16 protein-coding genes and 1 tRNA gene are annotated in these 17,641 nt (G+C 63.5%); 8 read left to right on the top strand and 9 right to left on the bottom strand.

Annotated features, from left to right (window positions below; translation table 11 throughout):
- Positions 1 to 349: 349 nt before the first annotated feature.
- The gene (locus tag HU720_RS02850; protein WP_186517075.1) at positions 350 to 1,057 is read right to left on the bottom strand and encodes an XRE family transcriptional regulator; all 708 of its coding nucleotides are present in this window, start codon (positions 1,055 to 1,057) and stop codon (positions 350 to 352) included.
- 88 nt (positions 1,058 to 1,145) lie between these two features.
- Between HU720_RS02850 and HU720_RS02845 the strand changes: the two genes are divergently transcribed.
- The 3 genes from HU720_RS02845 to HU720_RS02835 all read left to right on the top strand — a co-directional run bounded on the left by HU720_RS02845 (position 1,146) and on the right by HU720_RS02835 (position 3,711).
- Complete coding sequence (locus HU720_RS02845) at positions 1,146 to 1,454, top strand: DUF3077 domain-containing protein (RefSeq protein ID WP_186517074.1); 309 nt, start codon at positions 1,146 to 1,148, stop codon at positions 1,452 to 1,454.
- 439 nt (positions 1,455 to 1,893) lie between these two features.
- Entirely contained in the window at positions 1,894 to 2,406 is a 513-nt protein-coding gene (locus HU720_RS02840) for a DUF4880 domain-containing protein (protein WP_186517073.1), read from the top strand.
- Positions 2,407 to 2,562: 156 nt separating this feature from the next.
- Positions 2,563 to 3,711 (top strand): carboxypeptidase family protein, encoded by a 1,149-nt coding sequence (locus tag HU720_RS02835; RefSeq protein WP_186517072.1) that lies wholly within the window; start codon positions 2,563 to 2,565, stop codon positions 3,709 to 3,711.
- 270 nt (positions 3,712 to 3,981) lie between these two features.
- On the opposite strand, the gene HU720_RS02830 is transcribed toward HU720_RS02835, so the two are convergent.
- The 7 genes from HU720_RS02830 to HU720_RS02800 form a co-directional block, all read right to left on the bottom strand.
- Positions 3,982 to 4,944, bottom strand: coding sequence for a spore coat U domain-containing protein (locus HU720_RS02830; RefSeq protein ID WP_186517070.1), 963 nt, complete (start codon positions 4,942 to 4,944; stop codon positions 3,982 to 3,984).
- Positions 4,944 to 7,277, bottom strand: a complete 2,334-nt coding sequence (locus HU720_RS02825) for a fimbria/pilus outer membrane usher protein (protein ID WP_186517069.1) — start codon at positions 7,275 to 7,277, stop codon at positions 4,944 to 4,946. The genes HU720_RS02830 and HU720_RS02825 overlap by 1 nt, the downstream gene beginning before the upstream one ends.
- Before the next feature lie 69 nt (positions 7,278 to 7,346).
- Positions 7,347 to 8,123: a molecular chaperone gene (locus HU720_RS02820; RefSeq protein WP_186517067.1), complete on the bottom strand. Its 777-nt coding sequence runs from the start codon at positions 8,121 to 8,123 to the stop codon at positions 7,347 to 7,349.
- 37 nt (positions 8,124 to 8,160) lie between these two features.
- Complete coding sequence (locus tag HU720_RS02815; protein ID WP_189672607.1) at positions 8,161 to 8,646, bottom strand: spore coat U domain-containing protein; 486 nt, start codon at positions 8,644 to 8,646, stop codon at positions 8,161 to 8,163.
- Positions 8,647 to 8,667: 21 nt separating this feature from the next.
- Positions 8,668 to 9,201: a spore coat U domain-containing protein gene (locus tag HU720_RS02810; RefSeq protein WP_186517064.1), complete on the bottom strand. Its 534-nt coding sequence runs from the start codon at positions 9,199 to 9,201 to the stop codon at positions 8,668 to 8,670.
- Positions 9,202 to 9,218: 17 nt separating this feature from the next.
- Positions 9,219 to 9,752: a spore coat U domain-containing protein gene (locus HU720_RS02805; protein WP_186517114.1), complete on the bottom strand. Its 534-nt coding sequence runs from the start codon at positions 9,750 to 9,752 to the stop codon at positions 9,219 to 9,221.
- Between the two features lie 24 nt (positions 9,753 to 9,776).
- Positions 9,777 to 10,304: a spore coat protein U domain-containing protein gene (locus HU720_RS02800; protein ID WP_186517062.1), complete on the bottom strand. Its 528-nt coding sequence runs from the start codon at positions 10,302 to 10,304 to the stop codon at positions 9,777 to 9,779.
- Positions 10,305 to 10,570: 266 nt separating this feature from the next.
- On the opposite strand from HU720_RS02800, the gene HU720_RS02795 reads away from it, so the two are divergent.
- The 3 genes from HU720_RS02795 to HU720_RS02785 are packed head-to-tail and all read left to right on the top strand — an operon-like array spanning position 10,571 to position 15,691.
- Positions 10,571 to 12,817, top strand: a complete 2,247-nt coding sequence (locus HU720_RS02795) for an ATP-binding protein (RefSeq protein WP_186517061.1) — start codon at positions 10,571 to 10,573, stop codon at positions 12,815 to 12,817.
- A 14-nt stretch (positions 12,818 to 12,831) separates the two neighbouring features.
- Positions 12,832 to 13,293 (top strand): response regulator, encoded by a 462-nt coding sequence (locus tag HU720_RS02790; RefSeq protein WP_186517060.1) that lies wholly within the window; start codon positions 12,832 to 12,834, stop codon positions 13,291 to 13,293.
- Between the two features lie 10 nt (positions 13,294 to 13,303).
- A complete protein-coding gene (locus HU720_RS02785) occupies positions 13,304 to 15,691 on the top strand; it encodes a hybrid sensor histidine kinase/response regulator (RefSeq protein ID WP_186517059.1) in 2,388 nt (795 codons plus the stop codon).
- 58 nt (positions 15,692 to 15,749) lie between these two features.
- Here the strand turns inward: HU720_RS02785 and HU720_RS02780 are convergent.
- Positions 15,750 to 15,824 (bottom strand) — tRNA-Gln (locus HU720_RS02780).
- Between the two features lie 303 nt (positions 15,825 to 16,127).
- On the opposite strand from HU720_RS02780, the gene HU720_RS02775 reads away from it, so the two are divergent.
- On the top strand, positions 16,128 to 16,370 hold the full coding sequence (locus HU720_RS02775; RefSeq protein WP_186517058.1) for a hypothetical protein: 243 nt from the start codon (positions 16,128 to 16,130) through the stop codon (positions 16,368 to 16,370).
- Between the two features lie 96 nt (positions 16,371 to 16,466).
- The gene (gene zapE, locus HU720_RS02770) at positions 16,467 to 17,525 is read left to right on the top strand and encodes a cell division protein ZapE (RefSeq protein ID WP_238337598.1); all 1,059 of its coding nucleotides are present in this window, start codon (positions 16,467 to 16,469) and stop codon (positions 17,523 to 17,525) included.
- Positions 17,526 to 17,641 lie beyond the last annotated feature (116 nt).

Genomic DNA, 17,641 nt, shown 5'->3' with positions numbered 1-17,641 from the left:
CAATGCTGTGGGAAATGATAGAGAGTTGTGGCGAGAACAAGCTTGTACAAAACCATAGAATCTCCCACATCTGTTTCGGGCCAATCTGTCCTGCGCCATTGCCTGGTCCGCCTTGTTGGTACGACGCGATTTCAGCATGGTCATTGCTGCCGCGCCACATGACTCAAGGCATGCACCAAGGCGGACCAGGTAATGGCACAGGACAGATTGGCCCGAAACAGATGTGGGAGCGGGCTTGCCCCGCGATGCGCCGCGCGGGCGGCGCTCGATCTTGTAGGCGCTGGAAACCTGCCGGCGAGCACCTGCCAGCCCTCACGCGACCTTGAAGGAGGGGGTGGTGTAGCCCCCGCTACAAGGCCCCCTGCATCCGCACCACCACCCCAAGAAATTCGCACCCGTCCTCGCACAGCAACGTCGGGTAGCTTGTGTTTAGTGCCTTCAGATAACGCTGCCCACCCTCCTCGACCAGCTGCCTGAAGATCGCACTCTTGCCAGGCAACCGGGCAATCACCAACTTGCCAGGCTCGGCAGGCAGGCCGTCGTCGACCAGAATGCGCACCCCCTGGGGCACGCTGGTGCCGTGGGCGGCGTTCATGCTGTCGTTCTCCACCGTCAACCAGAACGCCTTGCCCTGGGCCAGATAGTCCGTCTGCTCGAACACCTGTGCCTCTGCCTCAGGCTCGCCCAACGCCACCCACTGGCGCAGCGGGTAGCGGAAGCACACAAAGTATTGAGCTTGGGCATCATCGACGCTTTCGTCTTCGTCCACCACGTACCGGGCGCGCTCCTCGCCCACCTGGCCCAGCACACGCAACTGCATGCAGACCTGGTAATGCGGCATGCCCAATTCGACGAACACCCGGTTCATCGATTCGACCCGCGGTTGCCGGCGTTTACGCAGCCAATGGCCAATGCTGCCCTGGGAAACCCCAACGCGTTCGGCCAGCTGCTCCTGGGAGATATCCAGCTCCTCGATCCGGTCTCGGATGAGTGCGATCCATTTGTCCATATTCATCGCAGGCACAATACGGGCTGCCACCTCACGCTCAATACACATAAGGTAGTATTTCAGTAATCTACTAAAAATACTCAAGGTATTAAACTCGCCGAACACCCTTTCCCGCTTGGACTCTCAGGTAATCAGGATGAACAGCCCGAAAAAAACGGATACAGAACTCGACAGCGAGGCCGCCCGCCGAGCCCTCGACTACTACCTCAACCCGCCCACCGCCACACCCGACCTTGAGCGTTCGCTGTGGACCCTGCGTGACGGGGTGAGCCGCGAGCAGGCCATGGAACATGCCCTGGAGCTGCTGCGCTGCGCTGCGGCCACCGCGCAGGAAACCGCAGCCCATCAGCAGGGCACGACGCGTGAGGTGGTTTTTGCGTTGATGCACATGACCAACATGGCCCGGGCTCTGCTGGAGCAGCGCCACGCCATGGAACAGGATTAAATGCAGGAAGGAAGCAGGACGTGATGGCCAGGGCTGGTGCTATCCCCCGCTGGCAGGGATGAGGCGTGCGTCGGTACGTTTTTTTTACCGACTACGGTAAAAATCATTTGACTGGCAAATGATAACGATTATTATTGCACTCAGCTGGTCGCGAGACCCGCTGGATAATCTGCAAGTCCTCAGGTCGGACTCTCAGATTATCTCCTCATCAGGCTAATCACGGTTTTTGACCCGGCTTTTTGCCGGGTCATTTTTTTTTGCTCTTCAGGCTAATGAAGATCGTTTAATGGCGGCGATCATAGCAAAAGTGTTTCAGTGCGTGAACGCTCATTACAAATCTTTGCCGAATCAGCACTTGAGAATCAATCTCGTTACGATTAAGCTGTTTCGGCGTCACGGAAGACGCGCCCCCTCCATATCCCTGAGCAAGGAGCTGTCCATGAGCCGTCTGCTGTTGCCTCTCCAGCAACACCCGCGCACCGCCGACCAGCCTGCTGACTCCCTGCTACATGCACTCAAGCGCCTGCCGCGGCGGGTGCAGCAAGTATTCCTGCTGAACCGCCTCGACCAATTACCCTTCGCCGACATCGCCGCGCGCCTGGGCTTGCCGTTGCTGGCCATCGAGCGCCATCTGAACCAGGCCTTGCAGACCACCCGCGAGCCGGGCGACGCGTTGGCCAGTGTGGCGATCCAATGGTACGTGCGCTTGCAAAGCCCGGAAGTGACGGCCAGTGAACGTATCGATTTTCGCCGCTGGCTGGACGCAGCTCCCGAACATCTGCACGCCTTCCACCAGACCGAACTGCGCTGGCGCAGCCTGCAGGCACCGGCCCGGCTGCTCGGGCAGGATGGCTGGTATCGCCAGGGCCGGGCGGCACTGTCTTTGGGCGGCTGCTCGGTGACCATTGCGCTGGGGCTGGCAGCCTTGGCAGCACTGGGCTTGTGGGCCTGATCAAAACGCCTGCCTGCCCTTGAGCCAATACGCCACGGGTAGAAGCTGGCCAGTTCACAGAACAGTCCGACTTATTTGAAGGAAATTTCACGCGCCCTGTCCCCAGCGTTGCGGTGTAGAGTAACCGCACAACAACGCCAAGACAGGAGCCTGGCAATGACCGTGACGCTGTCCCCACTGCACATCGACTGTGAGTTCGATGCCGGCAATATCCATGTGGTAGATGCCAGCAACCCCGCCCAGGTGCACCTGCACATCCGCCCGGACACCCACAGCGGCCATTTCCAGTGGTTCCACTTCAAGGTCAGCGGCCTGACCGTGGGGCAAACGCATCGCTTCAGCCTCGACAACGCCCATGCCTCCTCGTACAAAAACGCCTGGGCGGGTTACAACGCGGCGGCCTCCTACAACCAGAAAACCTGGTTTCGTGTGCCCAGCCAGTACGACGGCAAGGCGCTCAGCTTCGAGGTCGAGGCCGAACACGACACTATCTGGTTCGCCTATTTCGAGCCTTACTCCCGCGCACGCCACAACCAGTTGATCGAACGCGCCCGGCAAATCCCCGGTGTCGAAGTGCTAGCCAACGGCCGCAGCGTGCAAGGCCGGGACATCCCGCTGCTGCGGGCAGGCGATGGTGCTGCCGGCAAGCGCAAGCTGTGGATCATCGCCCAACAGCACCCCGGCGAGCACATGGCCGAATGGTTCATCGAAGGGGTTATCGACCGTTTGCAGGCCAACGACCCGGCCATTGCGCAACTGCTGGCCAAGGCCGACCTCTACCTGATTCCCAACATGAACCCTGACGGCGCGTTCCTCGGCCACCTGCGCACCAACTTCAAGGGCCAGGACCTCAATCGCGCCTGGCAGAACGCCAGCCTTGAGCAAAGCCCCGAGGTGTTCTTTGCCCAAAGCCAGATGAACCTGTACGGTGTGGACGCCTTTGTCGATGCCCATGGCGATGAAGAAATACCCCATGTATTCACCGCGGCCTGCGAAGGCAACCCTGGCTATACTCCGCGTATCGCCAGGTTGGAAGAGCAGTTCCGCACTACGCTGAGCAGCTTGACTGCGGATTTCCAGACCACCCACGGCTACACCCGCGACGCGCCCGGCCAGGCCAACATGACCCTGGCCTGCAACGCCGTGGGCCAGGCCTATGATTGCCTGTCGCTGACGCTGGAAATGCCGTTCAAGGACCATGACGATGCGCCGGAGCCGGTGGCACAGTGGTCGGGCGCACGTTCGAAGGCGCTGGCCGGGGCGGTGCTTGAAACGCTGCTCAAGATGGTAGACGCCCTGCGCTAGCAGCCACTTGTTCTAGAGGGTGGCATGGCCCTCGCCTGGCATCAATGCCGCGCCTGGACGCGGTTTCTGTAGGAGCGGCCTTGTGTCGCGAAAGGGGTGCGAAGCGCCCTCAAAATCTGTGCTTCAACTTGATATCGCCTGGGCCGCTTTGCGACCCTTTCGCGACACAAGGCCGCTCCTACACAGTCAAAGCGAATTACCTGAAACCATAGAATCTCCCAAGCTCCAATTCTTTGCGCGATAGCGCAACCCAAAGGGCTGGGCGATCGCTTAAAACGTCACATCCAGCACCACGTTGTCGAGGTAGCTGCCAGCCGGCGGAGTGGGCTGGTCGGTGTAAATTCGGGCGTTGTAATTGAACACCTGCGCACCGATGCCACTACCGTTGCCAGGGTTTACATCGGCATCGCTGCTTGCACGCCGGGCCGCCGAAACCGAGCCCCAGCGCGTAGTGCCGCCGCTCTTGAAGATGTCGTAGGCCAGGTAATTGCCAGCGGCGGATTTCATCCGCCGCCGCCCACCCAAAGCGTTCTGCCCATCGTTCAGGCCTACGGTGTAGGCGCTGCCCTTGGTGCACGACAAGCTCAAGCTCTGGTTCACCGTACTGAACCCGGCCACCACCGGCGCACTGCCAAAACTGATGTTCGGGGTGGTGATCTGGCATTCGTTACTCACGGTCAGGCTGACACTGACCGTCTGGTTGCCAGACCCGACATCGCGCCCAAGGCAAACGTTGCCAAGGCCAATGCCAGAGCAATAATTCCACGCCCAAGCCACGTTCAGCGTCTCGGTATAAACCCCCGCCGCGACATTGGCGCCGATAACCGTCTTCAGATACAACGGTGCGGTCTTTGGCGTGTTGCCGCTGAGCAAACCCAGCGCATCGGCCACGCCATTGCGGGCCAGATCAAACTGCGTGCCGCGGGTGATGGCGTAGCTGGCCGCACTGTCGGCATAGATCGTATAAGGGATGACATCCCCCGTCGGCGCCACCAGGCCGCTGCTGGTGGAGGTAATGGTGACGTAGATGTGGTCGGTACTGACCAGCAGCGACAGCAGCGAACCGGTGCAGCGCAGCCCGGCGTTGGGGGTTGAGGCGCTCTGCACAGTGGTGCGCACCAAGGTCGAGTTGACGGTGCCGAACCCCGCCGCAGCGGTGCTGACCACCGAGCACGCGGCCCACGCGGGCGCCGGCAACAGCACTGCCAGCAAGGCCAGCCCGAGGCGCCGCATCACTGGCACACCAGCGGGCCGATCAGCGGGATCGGCCCCTGCCCTTCAGGCAACTTGAAGGCCACCGTGCACTGCCCACCGTCCGCCTTGTCCACCCGCAGATGGTTGTCTGGCGCCAGGTTTTCCAGATACACCAGACCGTCCCAGCCCACCACCGCCTCGCTGCCACTCTCCTGATGCAGCACCCGGCTGCCCAGCTTGAGTTCCTGCTGCTTGCCATCCACCAGCACCAGGCTCGCCGCCAACACCCGCTTGAGCGGGAATTCCAGCAGGTAACCGCTGTTACGGCGCACGGCCACGCGCTGCTCAACCTGCGGCGCCAGCACATCGGCCGGCAGGTCCATGGGGTCGATCTCGTACTTGCCTCGGTAGTAGCCGCTGCTGTACGGCACCAGCAGGTGCCCGTTACGGTCGGTGCGGCCAACCAGCTGATTTTCGTAGCGCACCGGCACATCGGCGTAGCCTGCTGTGCTGACTACCACAAAGGCATCATCGATGCGGTTGGCGGCGAACACTCCGGCATCCATCAGGACCAACGAGCCGCTGGCATCGGCCCAGCGCGTCATCTGCTCGCTACTGCCGTACAGCCCGGCCTGCAACTGCACCGACTGCAGCCGCCAGGTCAGGTCGGCCTGACGATAGGCACCGCTGCTGCCGCCGCTGGCGAAGCCCAGGTTGTAGCCGACACCGCCCCCCACCGGCACCGCGCGGCTGTAGTTGACGCGCTGCAGGTCCTGGCCGTCCTTGCTGCGCTCGGCGCTGAACGAGAGCGTGCCGCGCAGATCGAACGGCACCACCACCTGGGCCTGCACCGCCCACTGGCTGTCGCCGATATCGCGGTTGGCCGACAGGTACAGGCTGCTGTTGCCCCACAGGGGCTTGCTCCAGCTCAGGTTCAGCAACCGGGTGCGCGAGCCGTCGCCAGCGCGAATATCGAACAAGCCCGCACCCAGGCTGCCGTAGCGGTCCAGGTTCACGCTCACGGTAGCCTGCTCGCTGCGCCGGCTCAGGCGCGTGTAGGGGCTGTCGACCAGCGACAGATCGGCGTATTCGCCACGCCGCTCGATGCGCTGGTAATTGAAGCCAAGGCGCCGGCTGTTGTACTGGTAGCCAAGCGCAACTTGTTGGCCGCTCTCCCCGGCGAAGCGGCTTTGCGCCACTGCAGCATTGAGCACGCCAAAGGTACCGACGCGCAGATTGCCACCCACGCCGCCGAGCGCCAGCGACTCGGACGTCTCGGCATGGGTTTCGACAGTGAAGTAGTCCGACAGGCCATGGCGCAAGCTGGCAGTCGCCACCCCTGGGCCATAGGCAAAGTCGCGCACGGCGTAATCACGGCGCAGGCTGCCTGCGGCCATCGAGAAGTCGGACAAACCCTTGGCCAGCAAGCTGCTGGTGACGTAGAACGGCAAGGTCGTTGAGACCTGCCGGCCCAGGGCGTCGGTGGTGACGACCACGGCCTCACCCGCGCCACTGATGAACGGCACGTTGGTTAGCGTGTAAGGGCCTGGCTGCAGCTCGGTGGTACTGCTTTTGTAGCCATTGATGAACAGGTCCAGCGAGGTTGGCACCGCCGCTTCGCCGGCAAAGGCCGGCAAGGGGTAGGTGACCAGATCTGGGCGGGCGCCGAAGTCGCGCGACAATTGCACGCCCCCCACACGCACCGAGGTGGTCCACGGCAAGGCGCCGGTCACCACGTCGCCCAACTCGTAGCTGAGCAGGCGCTGTTCATCGGTGTAGCGAAACGTGGTGTCGTAGCGCAGAAAGCCCTGGCGCGTGTCGCTTTGCGCCCCATTGAACGACTGGCGCCACTGCCCGGTGGTGGAAAACGTGCCCCAGGTGTCGAACAGACGCAGTTCGTTCCAGGCAGCCAGGTAGGTCCCGCCGTCGTCGGTATCGTTGAGGTAGGCATCGTAATTGAACAAGGCGCCAAAACTGGTGCGGTTGTCGCTGGCCGGGTACAGGCCGCGGTCACCGATTTGCTGGTCCGGCAGCCACGACGGTGGCACCTGCAGCAGCAGGCGCTGGTTCTGGCTGTCGTAGTCGGCATGCAGGCCAGGGATGTCTTCCAGGGCGACCTCGCCTTGCGGGTCACCCGGCAAGCGCACGCCGGCCTCGCGCAGCACCTCGCTGGGCAGGTACAAGCGCCCTGCCCGCTGCTGCACCGGCACCAGCTCAGCCTTGCCCACCTGATTCACCAGTAGGTCCAGGTACAGCGTGGCATCGGCAATGGCCGCACTCTCGGCGGGCGGTGGCGGCAGTTCGTCGGCCACCGCAAGGCCCGCGCCCAGAACTGCCAGGCCCAGCCATACTCGATGCGTTGCTGCCCGCATCCAGCTCACACACGATTCTCTGCCATTGCCGGGTCCTCCCTGGCCCCTGACGTGCATCTACTGCGTGGATTACTGCCCTTGCCGAATCGCCTGCGCCACGTCCTGGCCGTTGACCCGCCCTTTGAGCACGCTAGCGGCGCCCGGCGCTGCGGGCACCGGCCATCGCATGCTGGCGCCGGGCAGCACGTAACCCAGCAGGCCCTCAACCAGCGGCCGCTCCTGCCCACCTTGTTGCAGCACCACATCGGTCAGCCGGGCGTGTACCGGGCCAGTGTTGCGCAACTCCACATAGGGTTTGCCCTGCACCGTGACCGCGCGCCAGCTCAGTTGTGGCTTGCCAACGCCGTCGGCGCTGCGCTTGCCTTCGCTGTCGGCCTTGCCCCACAGTCCGTCGCCGTAGACAAACAGCGGCACCGAATAACGCATCTGCAGACGGATCGCAGCCTTGGGCCCCTCTGCTGCTGGGTCGGTGGGCAAGGGTGACGGGATCTCGTCGATGATGATGCGGTAAGCCTGCTCCTGCCCCGCTGGCGAGTTGCCGGTGCGGGTCAGGCGAATCAGTTGCTTCTGCCCCGGGGCGATATTGGCCACCGGTGGGCTGCCGATGATGTCGCGCTGGGCCTGAAACTGTTCCTGGTACTCGCCCTGGCGCCAGGCGAACACCCGCACCTGCAGGCTGGCCGGCGTGCTGCCGCGGTTTTCCAGCCATAACGCGCCGGCCTTCTGGTCGGCCTCAAGCACCGGGTCGATCGGCCAGATCAACACCGAGGTGGCGGCGAAGGCCGGCGTACTCGCCAGCAGCAACAGCCCGATGATTCCTTGCGCCAGTTTCGCGCCTGCCCGCATACCGCTCTCCTTCATCTGGTCGATTACAGCGCCTGGTTCACCAGGTCACCGTCACTTGCACAACATCGGTGTAGGTCCCAGCCGGCAAGTTGCCGGGCAAGGTGGTGCGGCCATAGACCGGCAGCTTGATTGCAGTAGGGTCGCTGTAGCTGACTGTGGCACTGGTGCCAATGCCCAGCGCCTGGCTGTAGGCGGCGTCGCTGAACAGCTGATAGGCCAGTAGCTGGGTGCCGCCGTTGCGCTTGAGGTTGCGGGTGCCGCTGGCGCTGTTCTGCCCACCATCGAGCTTCATGCTCAGGCCAACCCCCGGCGTGCACTGGAAGGTCACCGTGGTGCCGCCCAGCGACGTGCCAAGCACTCCGGTGGCCAGCGCCGAGCGGGTCCCGAAATCGAGCACCCCGTAGGTGGTAACCCCGCCCACCACCAGGCACCCGGCGCTGATGGTCGCGGACACTTGGAAGGTGCTGCTGGTCACCGCCTGGGTGCCCTGCCCGGGCACCAGCAACAGCCCGGCGAGCAGCAGGCGTAGCGCGCTGTACACGGTTCAGAAGCTCAGCTCGACCGCCACCGTGTCGGTGTACACCCCTGCCGGCAGCCCCGCTTTACCACGCGCCTGGCCGTACAGGTTGACGGTCTGCGCAGTACCGGTGCTGGTCGGCAAAGTGATGGTGCCGTCGATGGCCAGAGGCTGGGTGCGCCCGGTGTCGGTGTAGAAATCGTAGGGCACATAGTTGCCAGCACCGTCAGCCAGGGCGCGGGTGCCTCCAGAGGACTGGCCATCATGGGCCCCGGCGCGCACGCGGATCGACGGCACGGTGCCCGCCGAGCACAAAATGCTCATCGCCCCACCGCCGCCGCCGAGCACTTGCCCGTTGGCGGTGGTGAACAGCGCATCCTGGGTGCCGAAACTGAGGGTACCGAAGTTCAGCCCGGAGCTACCGGAGCCGCCATTGACCTGGCACGCAGCGGTAAGGGTCAGGGTCGAGCTGATGGTGCCGGTTACGGTGGCGGCCTGAACCTGAGCGGTCAGGGTCAGGGCCATGCCTGCGAGCAGGCAGCGAGAATAGTGCTTGGGCATCGGGATCTCCTTGCGTGTTACCAGTCCAGTGTCACTCTGAGGGTGTCGCGGTACAGCCCGGCCGGCAGCGCGCGCGGCTGCGCGACCACCACGCCGTATATGGGTACAGGAACTTGCTGGGTGCCTCTGATGGTGAAGGTGCGCGCCTGGCCGACGGCGTAGCGGCTGTTGCCAGCGGGGTCGACAGCCAACTGATAGACGATGGTTTCGCTGCCGTTGCTCAGCCGGCGCACGCCGTCGCCGCCGTTTAGCCCTTCGTCGATGCGCACGGTGAAGGCGCGCACCTGGGGCGAGCAACTGATCTGCAGGCCACCTGCACCGCCGGCGTCGTCCACCTTGCCGGCCAGCGGTTGTTCCCAGGACGGGCCTTGGGCGCCGAAGTCGATCAGCCCTGGGTTGCCGAGCGTTGCCAGCTGCGGGTTGTTGTTGATCTGGCAGGCGGCGCTGATGATCAACTGCGCCTGGATGAACCCGGTACTGCTGCCGTGGACAGTGCCACCCGGTAGCAACAGCGGGCCGAGGGTCAACAGTAAAAGTGATGTGCGTTGCAGCCGTTCCTTGTGCATGGCGGTTCCCTACCAGGTCACGGTGACTTTGAGCAGGTCGGCATACAGCCCGGCCCGTGGCACCCACGCTATCTTGTCGATACGCGCATACAGCGGCAGTTCCACCGAGCCGCTGTCCGGCACCCGCGCCGACTGCGCGACACCCACTTCAAGGGGTTCGCGCCAGGCGGCATCGCGGTAGAGGCGGTACGGGATAGGCTGGGCGCGCTGATCAGTGCTGGCCAGGTAACGCACCTGGCCGACGCCGCCGTGCAGGCCGCCGTCAACGCGAATCTGGTAGGGGGTATCGGGGTTGCACTCAAGGCGTGGCGGCCGCGGGCTGTAAAGCACACCGGCCAGCGGCGCACCGGGGCCGTCCAGGCGGGCGGCGGCGCCAAGGTCGATCACTCCTAGCGCTTGGGCACCGGCATCACGTTGCTGATTGACCAGCATGCAGCCGCGCTGCACCCGTACCTGCACATCGACGAGAAAGTCTGCTGCCATCGCACTGTTGCTCAAACACAGGCCCAAACACCCGGCCACTAAGCGCTCCTTCACCTTTTACACCCTGCCCTGAAGAGGTTGAATTTGAGCGTAGCAGTGGGAATTGATCAGGGCCGGGCGATGGATATCTCTCTTTGGCATTAATAAAAAGGGCTAAACGGCGTAGCCGGGGGTGCAGAAAATTTATTGAAAGATGGACGAAACCCCTGAACTTCCTGCCCCTCCAATAGCCATAAGCCGGTAATCCAGGCCGCCTTCTGATACTTTGCACCGCTACACAGTACCTGCCCCGCGCATGGACGGACCCACAGGAGATTCCCTTGAGCAATGCCCCGACTTCGCTCGAACAGGCCATCGAGCGCTGCGCCCAGGAACCGATCCGGATCCCCGGCAGCATCCAGCCCCAAGGTTTTCTATTGGTGCTCGACCACAGCGACCTGAGCATTCTTCAGGCCAGCGAAAACAGCCAGCAATGGCTCGGCCAGCCTGCCCAGGCGCTGCTTGGCCAAGCGCTGCCGGCCTTACTCGCCGAGGGCGTCAACCTGCGCGAGCTGTTGGCAAACCTGCCTGAGGACGAGGTGTTTCCGTTCCATATCGGCGACCTGCAACTGCACCCGCAGGCGCCCTGCCAGGCACCACTGCGCGTGCTCGCCCATGCCCATGACCAGGTGCTGATCGTCGAATTCGAACCCAGTGCGCGGCGCGTTTCGCAGCACAGCGACTATTACCCGCTGGTGCGCGCTTTCGTCAGCACCGTGCACCAGGCCAAAGGCATCGAGGAACTGCTGCAGCAGGCGGTTCGGCAGATCAAGCGCATCACAGGTTTCGGCCGGGTAAAAGCCTACAGCTTCGATGCCGATGGCACCGGCAAGGTCCTGGCTGAAGCCTTGGAGCCCGGCTACCCCAGCTACCTGGGCCAGAGCTTCCCGGGGTCGGACATCCCGCGCCAGGCCCGCGAGCTGTATTGCATCAACCGCATCCGCGTCATCGAAGACGCCGATTACCAGCCCGCAGCGCTGGTCCCCGAGCTCAACCCTCGCACCGGCCAACCACTGGACATGAGCTTCGCCACCCTGCGCAGTGTCTCGCCAGTGCACCTTCAGTACATGCGCAACATGGGCACGCAGGCTTCGATGTCGCTGTCGATCGTGGTCGACGGCAAGCTCTGGGGGCTGGTGTCGTGCCACCACGAACAACCGCGTGCGGTGGACTTTCAGAGCCGCACCGCCTGCGAACTGCTGGCCAACGTGCTGTCGCTGCAAATCGAAGCGCTGGAAGCCCACGACAGCACCCGTTTTCTGCTCGACCTGCGCCAGTACATCGTGCGCATGCTTGCCGCCATGGCCGACCATGACAGCGTCAGCGATGGCCTGCTGGCACAGCCCGAGGTCATGCTGCAATTTGCCCGCGCCTCTGGCGCTGCGATCATCAGTGCCGAACGCTGCGACCTGATCGGCCACACCCCGCCCGCAGCGCAGGTAAACGCCTTGGTGCACTGGCTGGGCCAGCGCAGTGGCGAGTTGGTGTTCCACACCGACAACGTGCGCCGCGACATCGAGGTGTTGCCGGAACTCGCGGAGCATTCTGCCGGGGTACTGGCGGTGGCCATCTCGCAGATCCACTCGCACTACCTGGTGTGGTTCCGCGACGAGCAGGCGCGCACAGTCGATTGGGCTGGCCGGCCAGAAAAGCATATTGGCCCGCAAGGCACGCTCAACCCACGGCACAGCTTCGAACGCTGGCAGGAAGAGGTCCGCGACTTCAGCGCACCGTGGGAGCCACTGATCATCGAAGGGGTCACCGAACTGCGCAACGCCGTGCTCGGCATCGTCTTGCGCAAGGCTGAAGAACTGGCGCAACTGGCCAACGAGCTCAAGCGCTCGAACAAAGAGCTCGAAGCGTTTTCCTACAGCGTGTCCCACGACCTGCGCGCGCCGCTGCGGCACATCGCGGGCTACAGCGAACTGCTCAACGAGCTTGAGGGCGAGCACCTGACCGAGCGCGGCAAGCGCTTCCTGGGCCATATCGAGGAAGCCGCACAGTTTGCAGGCTCGCTGGTCGACAACCTGCTGAATTTCTCGCAGATGGGCCGCTCGGCGCTGCGCCTGTCGGATGTTGACCTCAATGCGCTGGTCGAAGCCATCCGCAACGAAACGGCGCCTGACTACGCCGGGCGCACTATTATCTGGGAAGTGGCGCAGCTGCCCAAGGTGTACGCAGACCCGGCCTTCATCAACATGGTGCTGCACAACCTGATCGCCAACGCCATCAAGTACAGTCGCGACCGCGACCCTGCGCGTATCGAAGTGGGCGCGTTGCAACACGCCGACGAGACCGAGGTGTACGTGCGCGACAACGGTGTGGGCTTTGACATGGCCTATGTCGACAAGCTGTTCGGCGTGTTCCAGCGCCTGCATCGCATGGAAGAATTCGAAGGTACGGGTATTGGCCTTGCCAGTGTAAGGCGTATCATCGAGCGCCATGACGGCCGGGTCTGGGCCGAGGGCCGTGTCGGCCAGGGCGCCAGTTTCCATTTCACCCTGCCCCATCAATTACCGACAGCCTGAGGCCGCCGATTACCATGCTCAAGCCTATCCTGCTGGTTGAAGACAACCCTCGCGACCTGGAGCTCACCCTCGTGGCGCTGGAGCGTAGCCAGCTGGCCAACGAAGTCATCGTGCTGCGCGACGGCGCCGATGCACTGGACTACCTGCTGCGCCGCAATGCCTATGCCGACCGCGACGACGGCAACCCCGCCGTCATGCTGCTTGACCTGAAACTGCCCAAAGTCGATGGCCTGGAGGTGCTCAAGCTTGTACGCACCACCCCTGAGCTGCGCAGTATCCCGGTGGTTATGCTGACGTCCTCGCGCGAGGAGCCCGACTTGCAACGTGCCTACGAGCTGGGCGTCAACGCCTATGTGGTCAAGCCGGTGGAGTTCAAGGAGTTTGTCACCGCCATTTCCGACCTCGGCGTGTTCTGGGCGGTGCTCAACGAGCCACCACCCGGTTCGCTGCGCCTGAGCCGCCGTGGCAACCAGTAAGGCGGGCAACATGCAGCAAACCCCGTTGCACATCCTCATGGTCGAAGACAGCACCATGGATGCCGAGCTGATCCTGATGCGCCTCGAGCGCAGCGGCCTGCACGTGCAGTCAAAACTAGTGTTCGACCATGTGGCGGCCGAGCACGCCCTGCGTGAAGCCAGCTTTGACCTGATTCTCTGTGATTGCGTGCTGCCAGGCTCCTCCGGCGCCGAGGTGCTGGCCATTGCCCAGCGCCAGGCCCCTGGGGTGCCGTTCATCTTCCTCTCCGGCATTTATGGCGAAGAGCACGCGGTGGAAATGATCCGCCTGGGTGCCACCGACTATGTGCTGAAAAAGAATCTCTCGCTGCTGCCCAAGGCCGTGCGCCGGGCGTTGACCGAGGTGCACGAGCGCCAGCGTCGGCGCCGCGCCGAAGAAGCGCTGGCCGATGTCGAGGCGCGTGCGCGCATCGCCATTGACGCCGCCGGCATGGGTACCTGGGAGTTTCGCCCGCAGGAGGGCGAGCTGCTGTGGGATGATCGCTGCAAGATGCTGTTCGGGCTGCCTGCCGATACGCACATGACCCTTGATGTGTTCTACGACGGCATCTACCCCGAAGACCGTGACAAAGTCCGCGAGATGGTCGAGCACGCCATGCGCCCCGACAGCGATGGCCGCTACCGCGTGGAGTTTCGCATTGCCCAGCCCGAGGGCTACGAGCCTCACTGGCTGCTGTCCACCGGACAGACGCAGTTCGTCGATGGCAAGTGCGTACGGTTTTCCGGGGTGCTGCAGGATATTCACCAGCAACGCCAGGCCACCCGCGCCCTGGAGCAGCTCAACCAGATGCTCGGCGAGCGGGTCGAACGGCGCACCCGCGAACGTGACCGTGCCTGGGAGTTGTCCCAGGACTTGCTGGCGGTACTGAACAAAGACCTCACGCCGGTGGCGCTGAACCCAGCCTGGGAGGCGAGCCTGGGTTTCAGCCTTGAGCGCCTCGGGCAAGCCTCGCTGTTGCAACTGCTGCCCGAGCCCGACCAGGAGGTGCTGCTGGCAGAGCTCGCCGCGCTGTCACTCGGGCGCACCAGCGCTCGCTTTGTCGGCCGCGTGCTGCACGCCAACGGCCAGCCGCGCTGGTTGTCCTGGGTAGTGGTGCCGGACGATGCCCTGCTGCACGTGGTCGCCCGCGACATTACCAGCGAGCGCGAGGCAGCGCTGGAGCTGGCCCAGGCCAACACCCGCCTGCGCGAGCAAATTGCCGAACGCGAGCGCGTCGAAGCCGCCCTGCAGCAAATGCAACGCCTCGAAGCCGTCGGCCAGCTCACCGCAGGCGTTGCCCATGACTTCAACAACCTGCTGACGGTGATCCTGACCGGTGCCAGCTTCCTTGAGCGCGACCTGCAAAGAGGCCAGCTCGAAAAGGCCGACAAGCGGCTGCAGCATATCCGCGAAGCGGGCGAGCGCGGCGCCAAGTTGACTGCACAGTTGCTGGCGTTTTCGCGCAAGCAGCGTCTGGAGCCGGTGCCGGTGGACCTCAACGGTACGCTGTCCGGGCTGGAAGAGCTGCTTAGCCGCACCCTTGGCGGCAGGATCGCGGTAAGCCTGGATCTGGACCGCAACCTGTGGCACGCGCTGGCCGACCCTACCCAGACCGAGATGATCATTCTCAACCTGGCGATCAACGCCCGCGATGCCATGCCCAATGGTGGCCAGCTCACCCTGTCCACCCGCAACACCCAGGTGAACATGCGCCCGCGCCGCCCGGAAGACCCGGAGCCCGGCGAATACGTGGTGCTGAGCATCCGTGATACGGGTTGCGGCATGAGTGAAGAGGTGCTGGCCAAAGTCTTCGAGCCATTCTTCACCACCAAGGATATTGGCAAAGGTTCAGGCCTCGGCTTGGCCCAGGTGTTCGGCTTTGCCAAGCAATCCGGCGGGGGGGTACGTATCGAAACGGCGCCGCAGCGCGGCACCCAGGTGAGTGTCTACCTGCCGTCGGTCAAGCACCGTCCCCGCGACACCGCCCCCGAAACCGCTACCCCACGGCCGCTTGCCAGTGGCGGCGGCGGCGGCGGCGAGCGGATATTGCTGGTGGACGACGACCATGCTGTACGCGAGATGATTGCCGATGTACTGGGCCGCCTGGGTTACCAGGTGCGCCAGGCCGTCAGCGGCGCGCAGGCGCTGGAGCTGCTGGATGAACACATCGACCTGCTGTTCACCGACTTCGCCATGCCGGGGCTCACCGGCGCCCAGCTGGCCCAGGCGGCCCGCGAGCGCTTTGCGCAACTGCCCGTGGTGTTCCTGACTGGGTACGCAGAGGTTGAAGAGCTGAACCTGCCGCACAGCCGCGTGCTGCAAAAACCCGTGCACGAGCAGGCGCTGGCCCAGGCACTGGCTGAGCTGCTGGAAAACTGAGAGGCAGAACGAAAAAAATCGCCGAAGGGCGATTGGGAGACTGACTGCTGTTAAGTAATGGCAGGGGCGGCTGGATTCGAACCAACGCATGGCAGGATCAAAACCTGCTGCCTTACCGCTTGGCGACGCCCCTGTATCGGATGTGACGAGTGACTGATGCACTGTCGATCTGACAATTCACCGAGTGCTCCGTGTGTAGCAGCTCGGGAATGGGCCGAACTTTACCAGCGCCTTTTCCAGTTGAAAAGCTTTTTCTTAAAAAAAACGCAGAAAAACAGCAAGTTAGTCCATCTGCATTTTGGCAGCGGCGATTCCTTGCGGCTGACTCGCGGTGGCAGAGTACCGCTCGTCGTATTTTTTCCGTCTCGCTTCAACACAATCGGCTTTGGCCCTTCCAATCAGGTAGACCTTAACCTGCGCATCACAAGGAGGCGCCATGCCAGTTTCCCACGACCTTTATCAGGATCTGCACTACCCCCGTGAAATCGTCCAGCAGCGCCGTCAGCAGGACAAGGAACTCGACCGCCTGCTAGACGACTATGTCGACATCGACAATCAGGTCCTGGCTGCCGAGGCTATTTCAGCGGGCAACTTTGTCGATGAGGACCTGCGCCGCCTCAAGGAACGCAGGCTGGCCGTGAAGTACATGATCGACCGGCAGCTCCAGCGCAAGGGCTGAACCGCGCTGGCAATGCTGGCTGAGGAGCAGGCTTGCACCGCGTCTGCACTATTGGTCAGAATCCAAGGCTGCCCCCCACGCCGAGGACCTTGCCCCTTGCCCAGCTGGATCCCTGCCCCGCTGCGCCACGCGCGCACTTGCGAGCCCGCGCCAAGCGCACTGCTGACGCACTTTCAGGACAAGGCCCGCGACCGCGGCTACTTGCTCAGCGACGGCCAACGCCTAGTCATCGACACCATGGCCACGCAACTGGCTGTGCTGGAACAAGGCCAGGCGCGCAGTTTGTACCTGCACGGCTCGGTCGGGCGCGGCAAGAGCTGGTTGCTCGACGGTTTTTTCCAGGCCGTACCGGTTAGCGCAAAGCGGCGCCTGCACTTTCACGATTTCTTCGCCCGGCTGCACCAGGGCATGCACCGCCATCGCGCCCTGGACGATGCCCTGGGGGCGACGCTCGATGAACTGCTGGGTGAAGTGCAGGTGCTGTGCTTCGACGAATTCCATGTGCATGACATCGGCGATGCCATGCTGCTGACGCGGCTGTTCACGGCCTTGTTCGAACGCGGCGTGTTTCTGCTGGTGACCTCCAACTACGCCCCTGAGGGCCTGCTCCCCAACCCGCTGTACCACGAGCGTTTTCTGCCGGTAATCCGCTTGATCCACGGGCGCATGCAGGTGCTGGAAGTGGGCGGCGATACCGACTTTCGCAGCCTGCCGGCCAACCGCGAGCACCAGCGCTTTACCCAGGGGCACTATGTGTGGCCAGGCGATGCCGAGCAGCGTGCAGAACTGCAACTGCCGCCGAGTGAGGCAAAAGTGCTGGAGGTCAACAAACGCCCGTTGCGGGTGCTGGCAGAAGATGGCCAGCAAGTGATGTTCAGCTTCAGCGACCTGTGCGAGCAGGCCACCGCGGTAATTGACTACCTGGCGCTGGCCGAGCGTTACCAGCACTGGATTATCGACGGCCTGGACGACTTGGCCGAATGCTCGCTGGCCGCCCAGCAGCGTTTCGTCAACTTGGTGGATGTGCTGTATGACCAGGATCGCCAGGTGACGGTGATTGGCAAACGCCCCTTGGCAGACAGCCTGGGCGGCGCGATTGGCGACCTGATGCGCACCCGCAGCCGGTTGGGACAACTACATCAAGTTGGGCCGTGAGGGGCACCACGCTGGCCTGCTTTTCGCCGCCAACTGTAGGAAATCGCCCAGAGAACTGGGCAGCGTTGGAAACTCCAGGGTTTTGTGCCAGCGCGGGGCGGCCTCATCGCAGGCTA

This window comes from Pseudomonas sp. SWRI51 (assembly GCF_014268825.1).
Lineage (GTDB): Bacteria > Pseudomonadota > Gammaproteobacteria > Pseudomonadales > Pseudomonadaceae > Aquipseudomonas > Aquipseudomonas farsensis.
Note: the sequence above shows the minus strand (reverse complement) of the source record. Positions and strands in the feature narration are given on the sequence as shown.

What these genes read in the sequence shown, in the direction of transcription:
- HU720_RS02775 (WP_186517058.1), top strand. Translation starts at nt 16,128, where the DNA reads ATGCCAGTTTCCCACGACCTTTATCAGGATCTGCACTACCCCCGTGAA.
- HU720_RS02830 (WP_186517070.1), bottom strand. Translation starts at nt 4,944, where the DNA reads ATGCGGCGCCTCGGGCTGGCCTTGCTGGCAGTGCTGTTGCCGGCGCCC.
- HU720_RS02820 (WP_186517067.1), bottom strand. Translation starts at nt 8,123, where the DNA reads ATGCGGGCAGGCGCGAAACTGGCGCAAGGAATCATCGGGCTGTTGCTG.
- HU720_RS02790 (WP_186517060.1), top strand. Translation starts at nt 12,832, where the DNA reads ATGCTCAAGCCTATCCTGCTGGTTGAAGACAACCCTCGCGACCTGGAG.
- HU720_RS02810 (WP_186517064.1), bottom strand. Translation starts at nt 9,201, where the DNA reads ATGCCCAAGCACTATTCTCGCTGCCTGCTCGCAGGCATGGCCCTGACC.
- HU720_RS02785 (WP_186517059.1), top strand. Translation starts at nt 13,304, where the DNA reads ATGCAGCAAACCCCGTTGCACATCCTCATGGTCGAAGACAGCACCATG.
- HU720_RS02845 (WP_186517074.1), top strand. Translation starts at nt 1,146, where the DNA reads ATGAACAGCCCGAAAAAAACGGATACAGAACTCGACAGCGAGGCCGCC.
- HU720_RS02825 (WP_186517069.1), bottom strand. Translation starts at nt 7,277, where the DNA reads ATGCGGGCAGCAACGCATCGAGTATGGCTGGGCCTGGCAGTTCTGGGC.
- HU720_RS02850 (WP_186517075.1), bottom strand. Translation starts at nt 1,057, where the DNA reads ATGTGTATTGAGCGTGAGGTGGCAGCCCGTATTGTGCCTGCGATGAAT.
- HU720_RS02835 (WP_186517072.1), top strand. Translation starts at nt 2,563, where the DNA reads ATGACCGTGACGCTGTCCCCACTGCACATCGACTGTGAGTTCGATGCC.
- HU720_RS02840 (WP_186517073.1), top strand. Translation starts at nt 1,894, where the DNA reads ATGAGCCGTCTGCTGTTGCCTCTCCAGCAACACCCGCGCACCGCCGAC.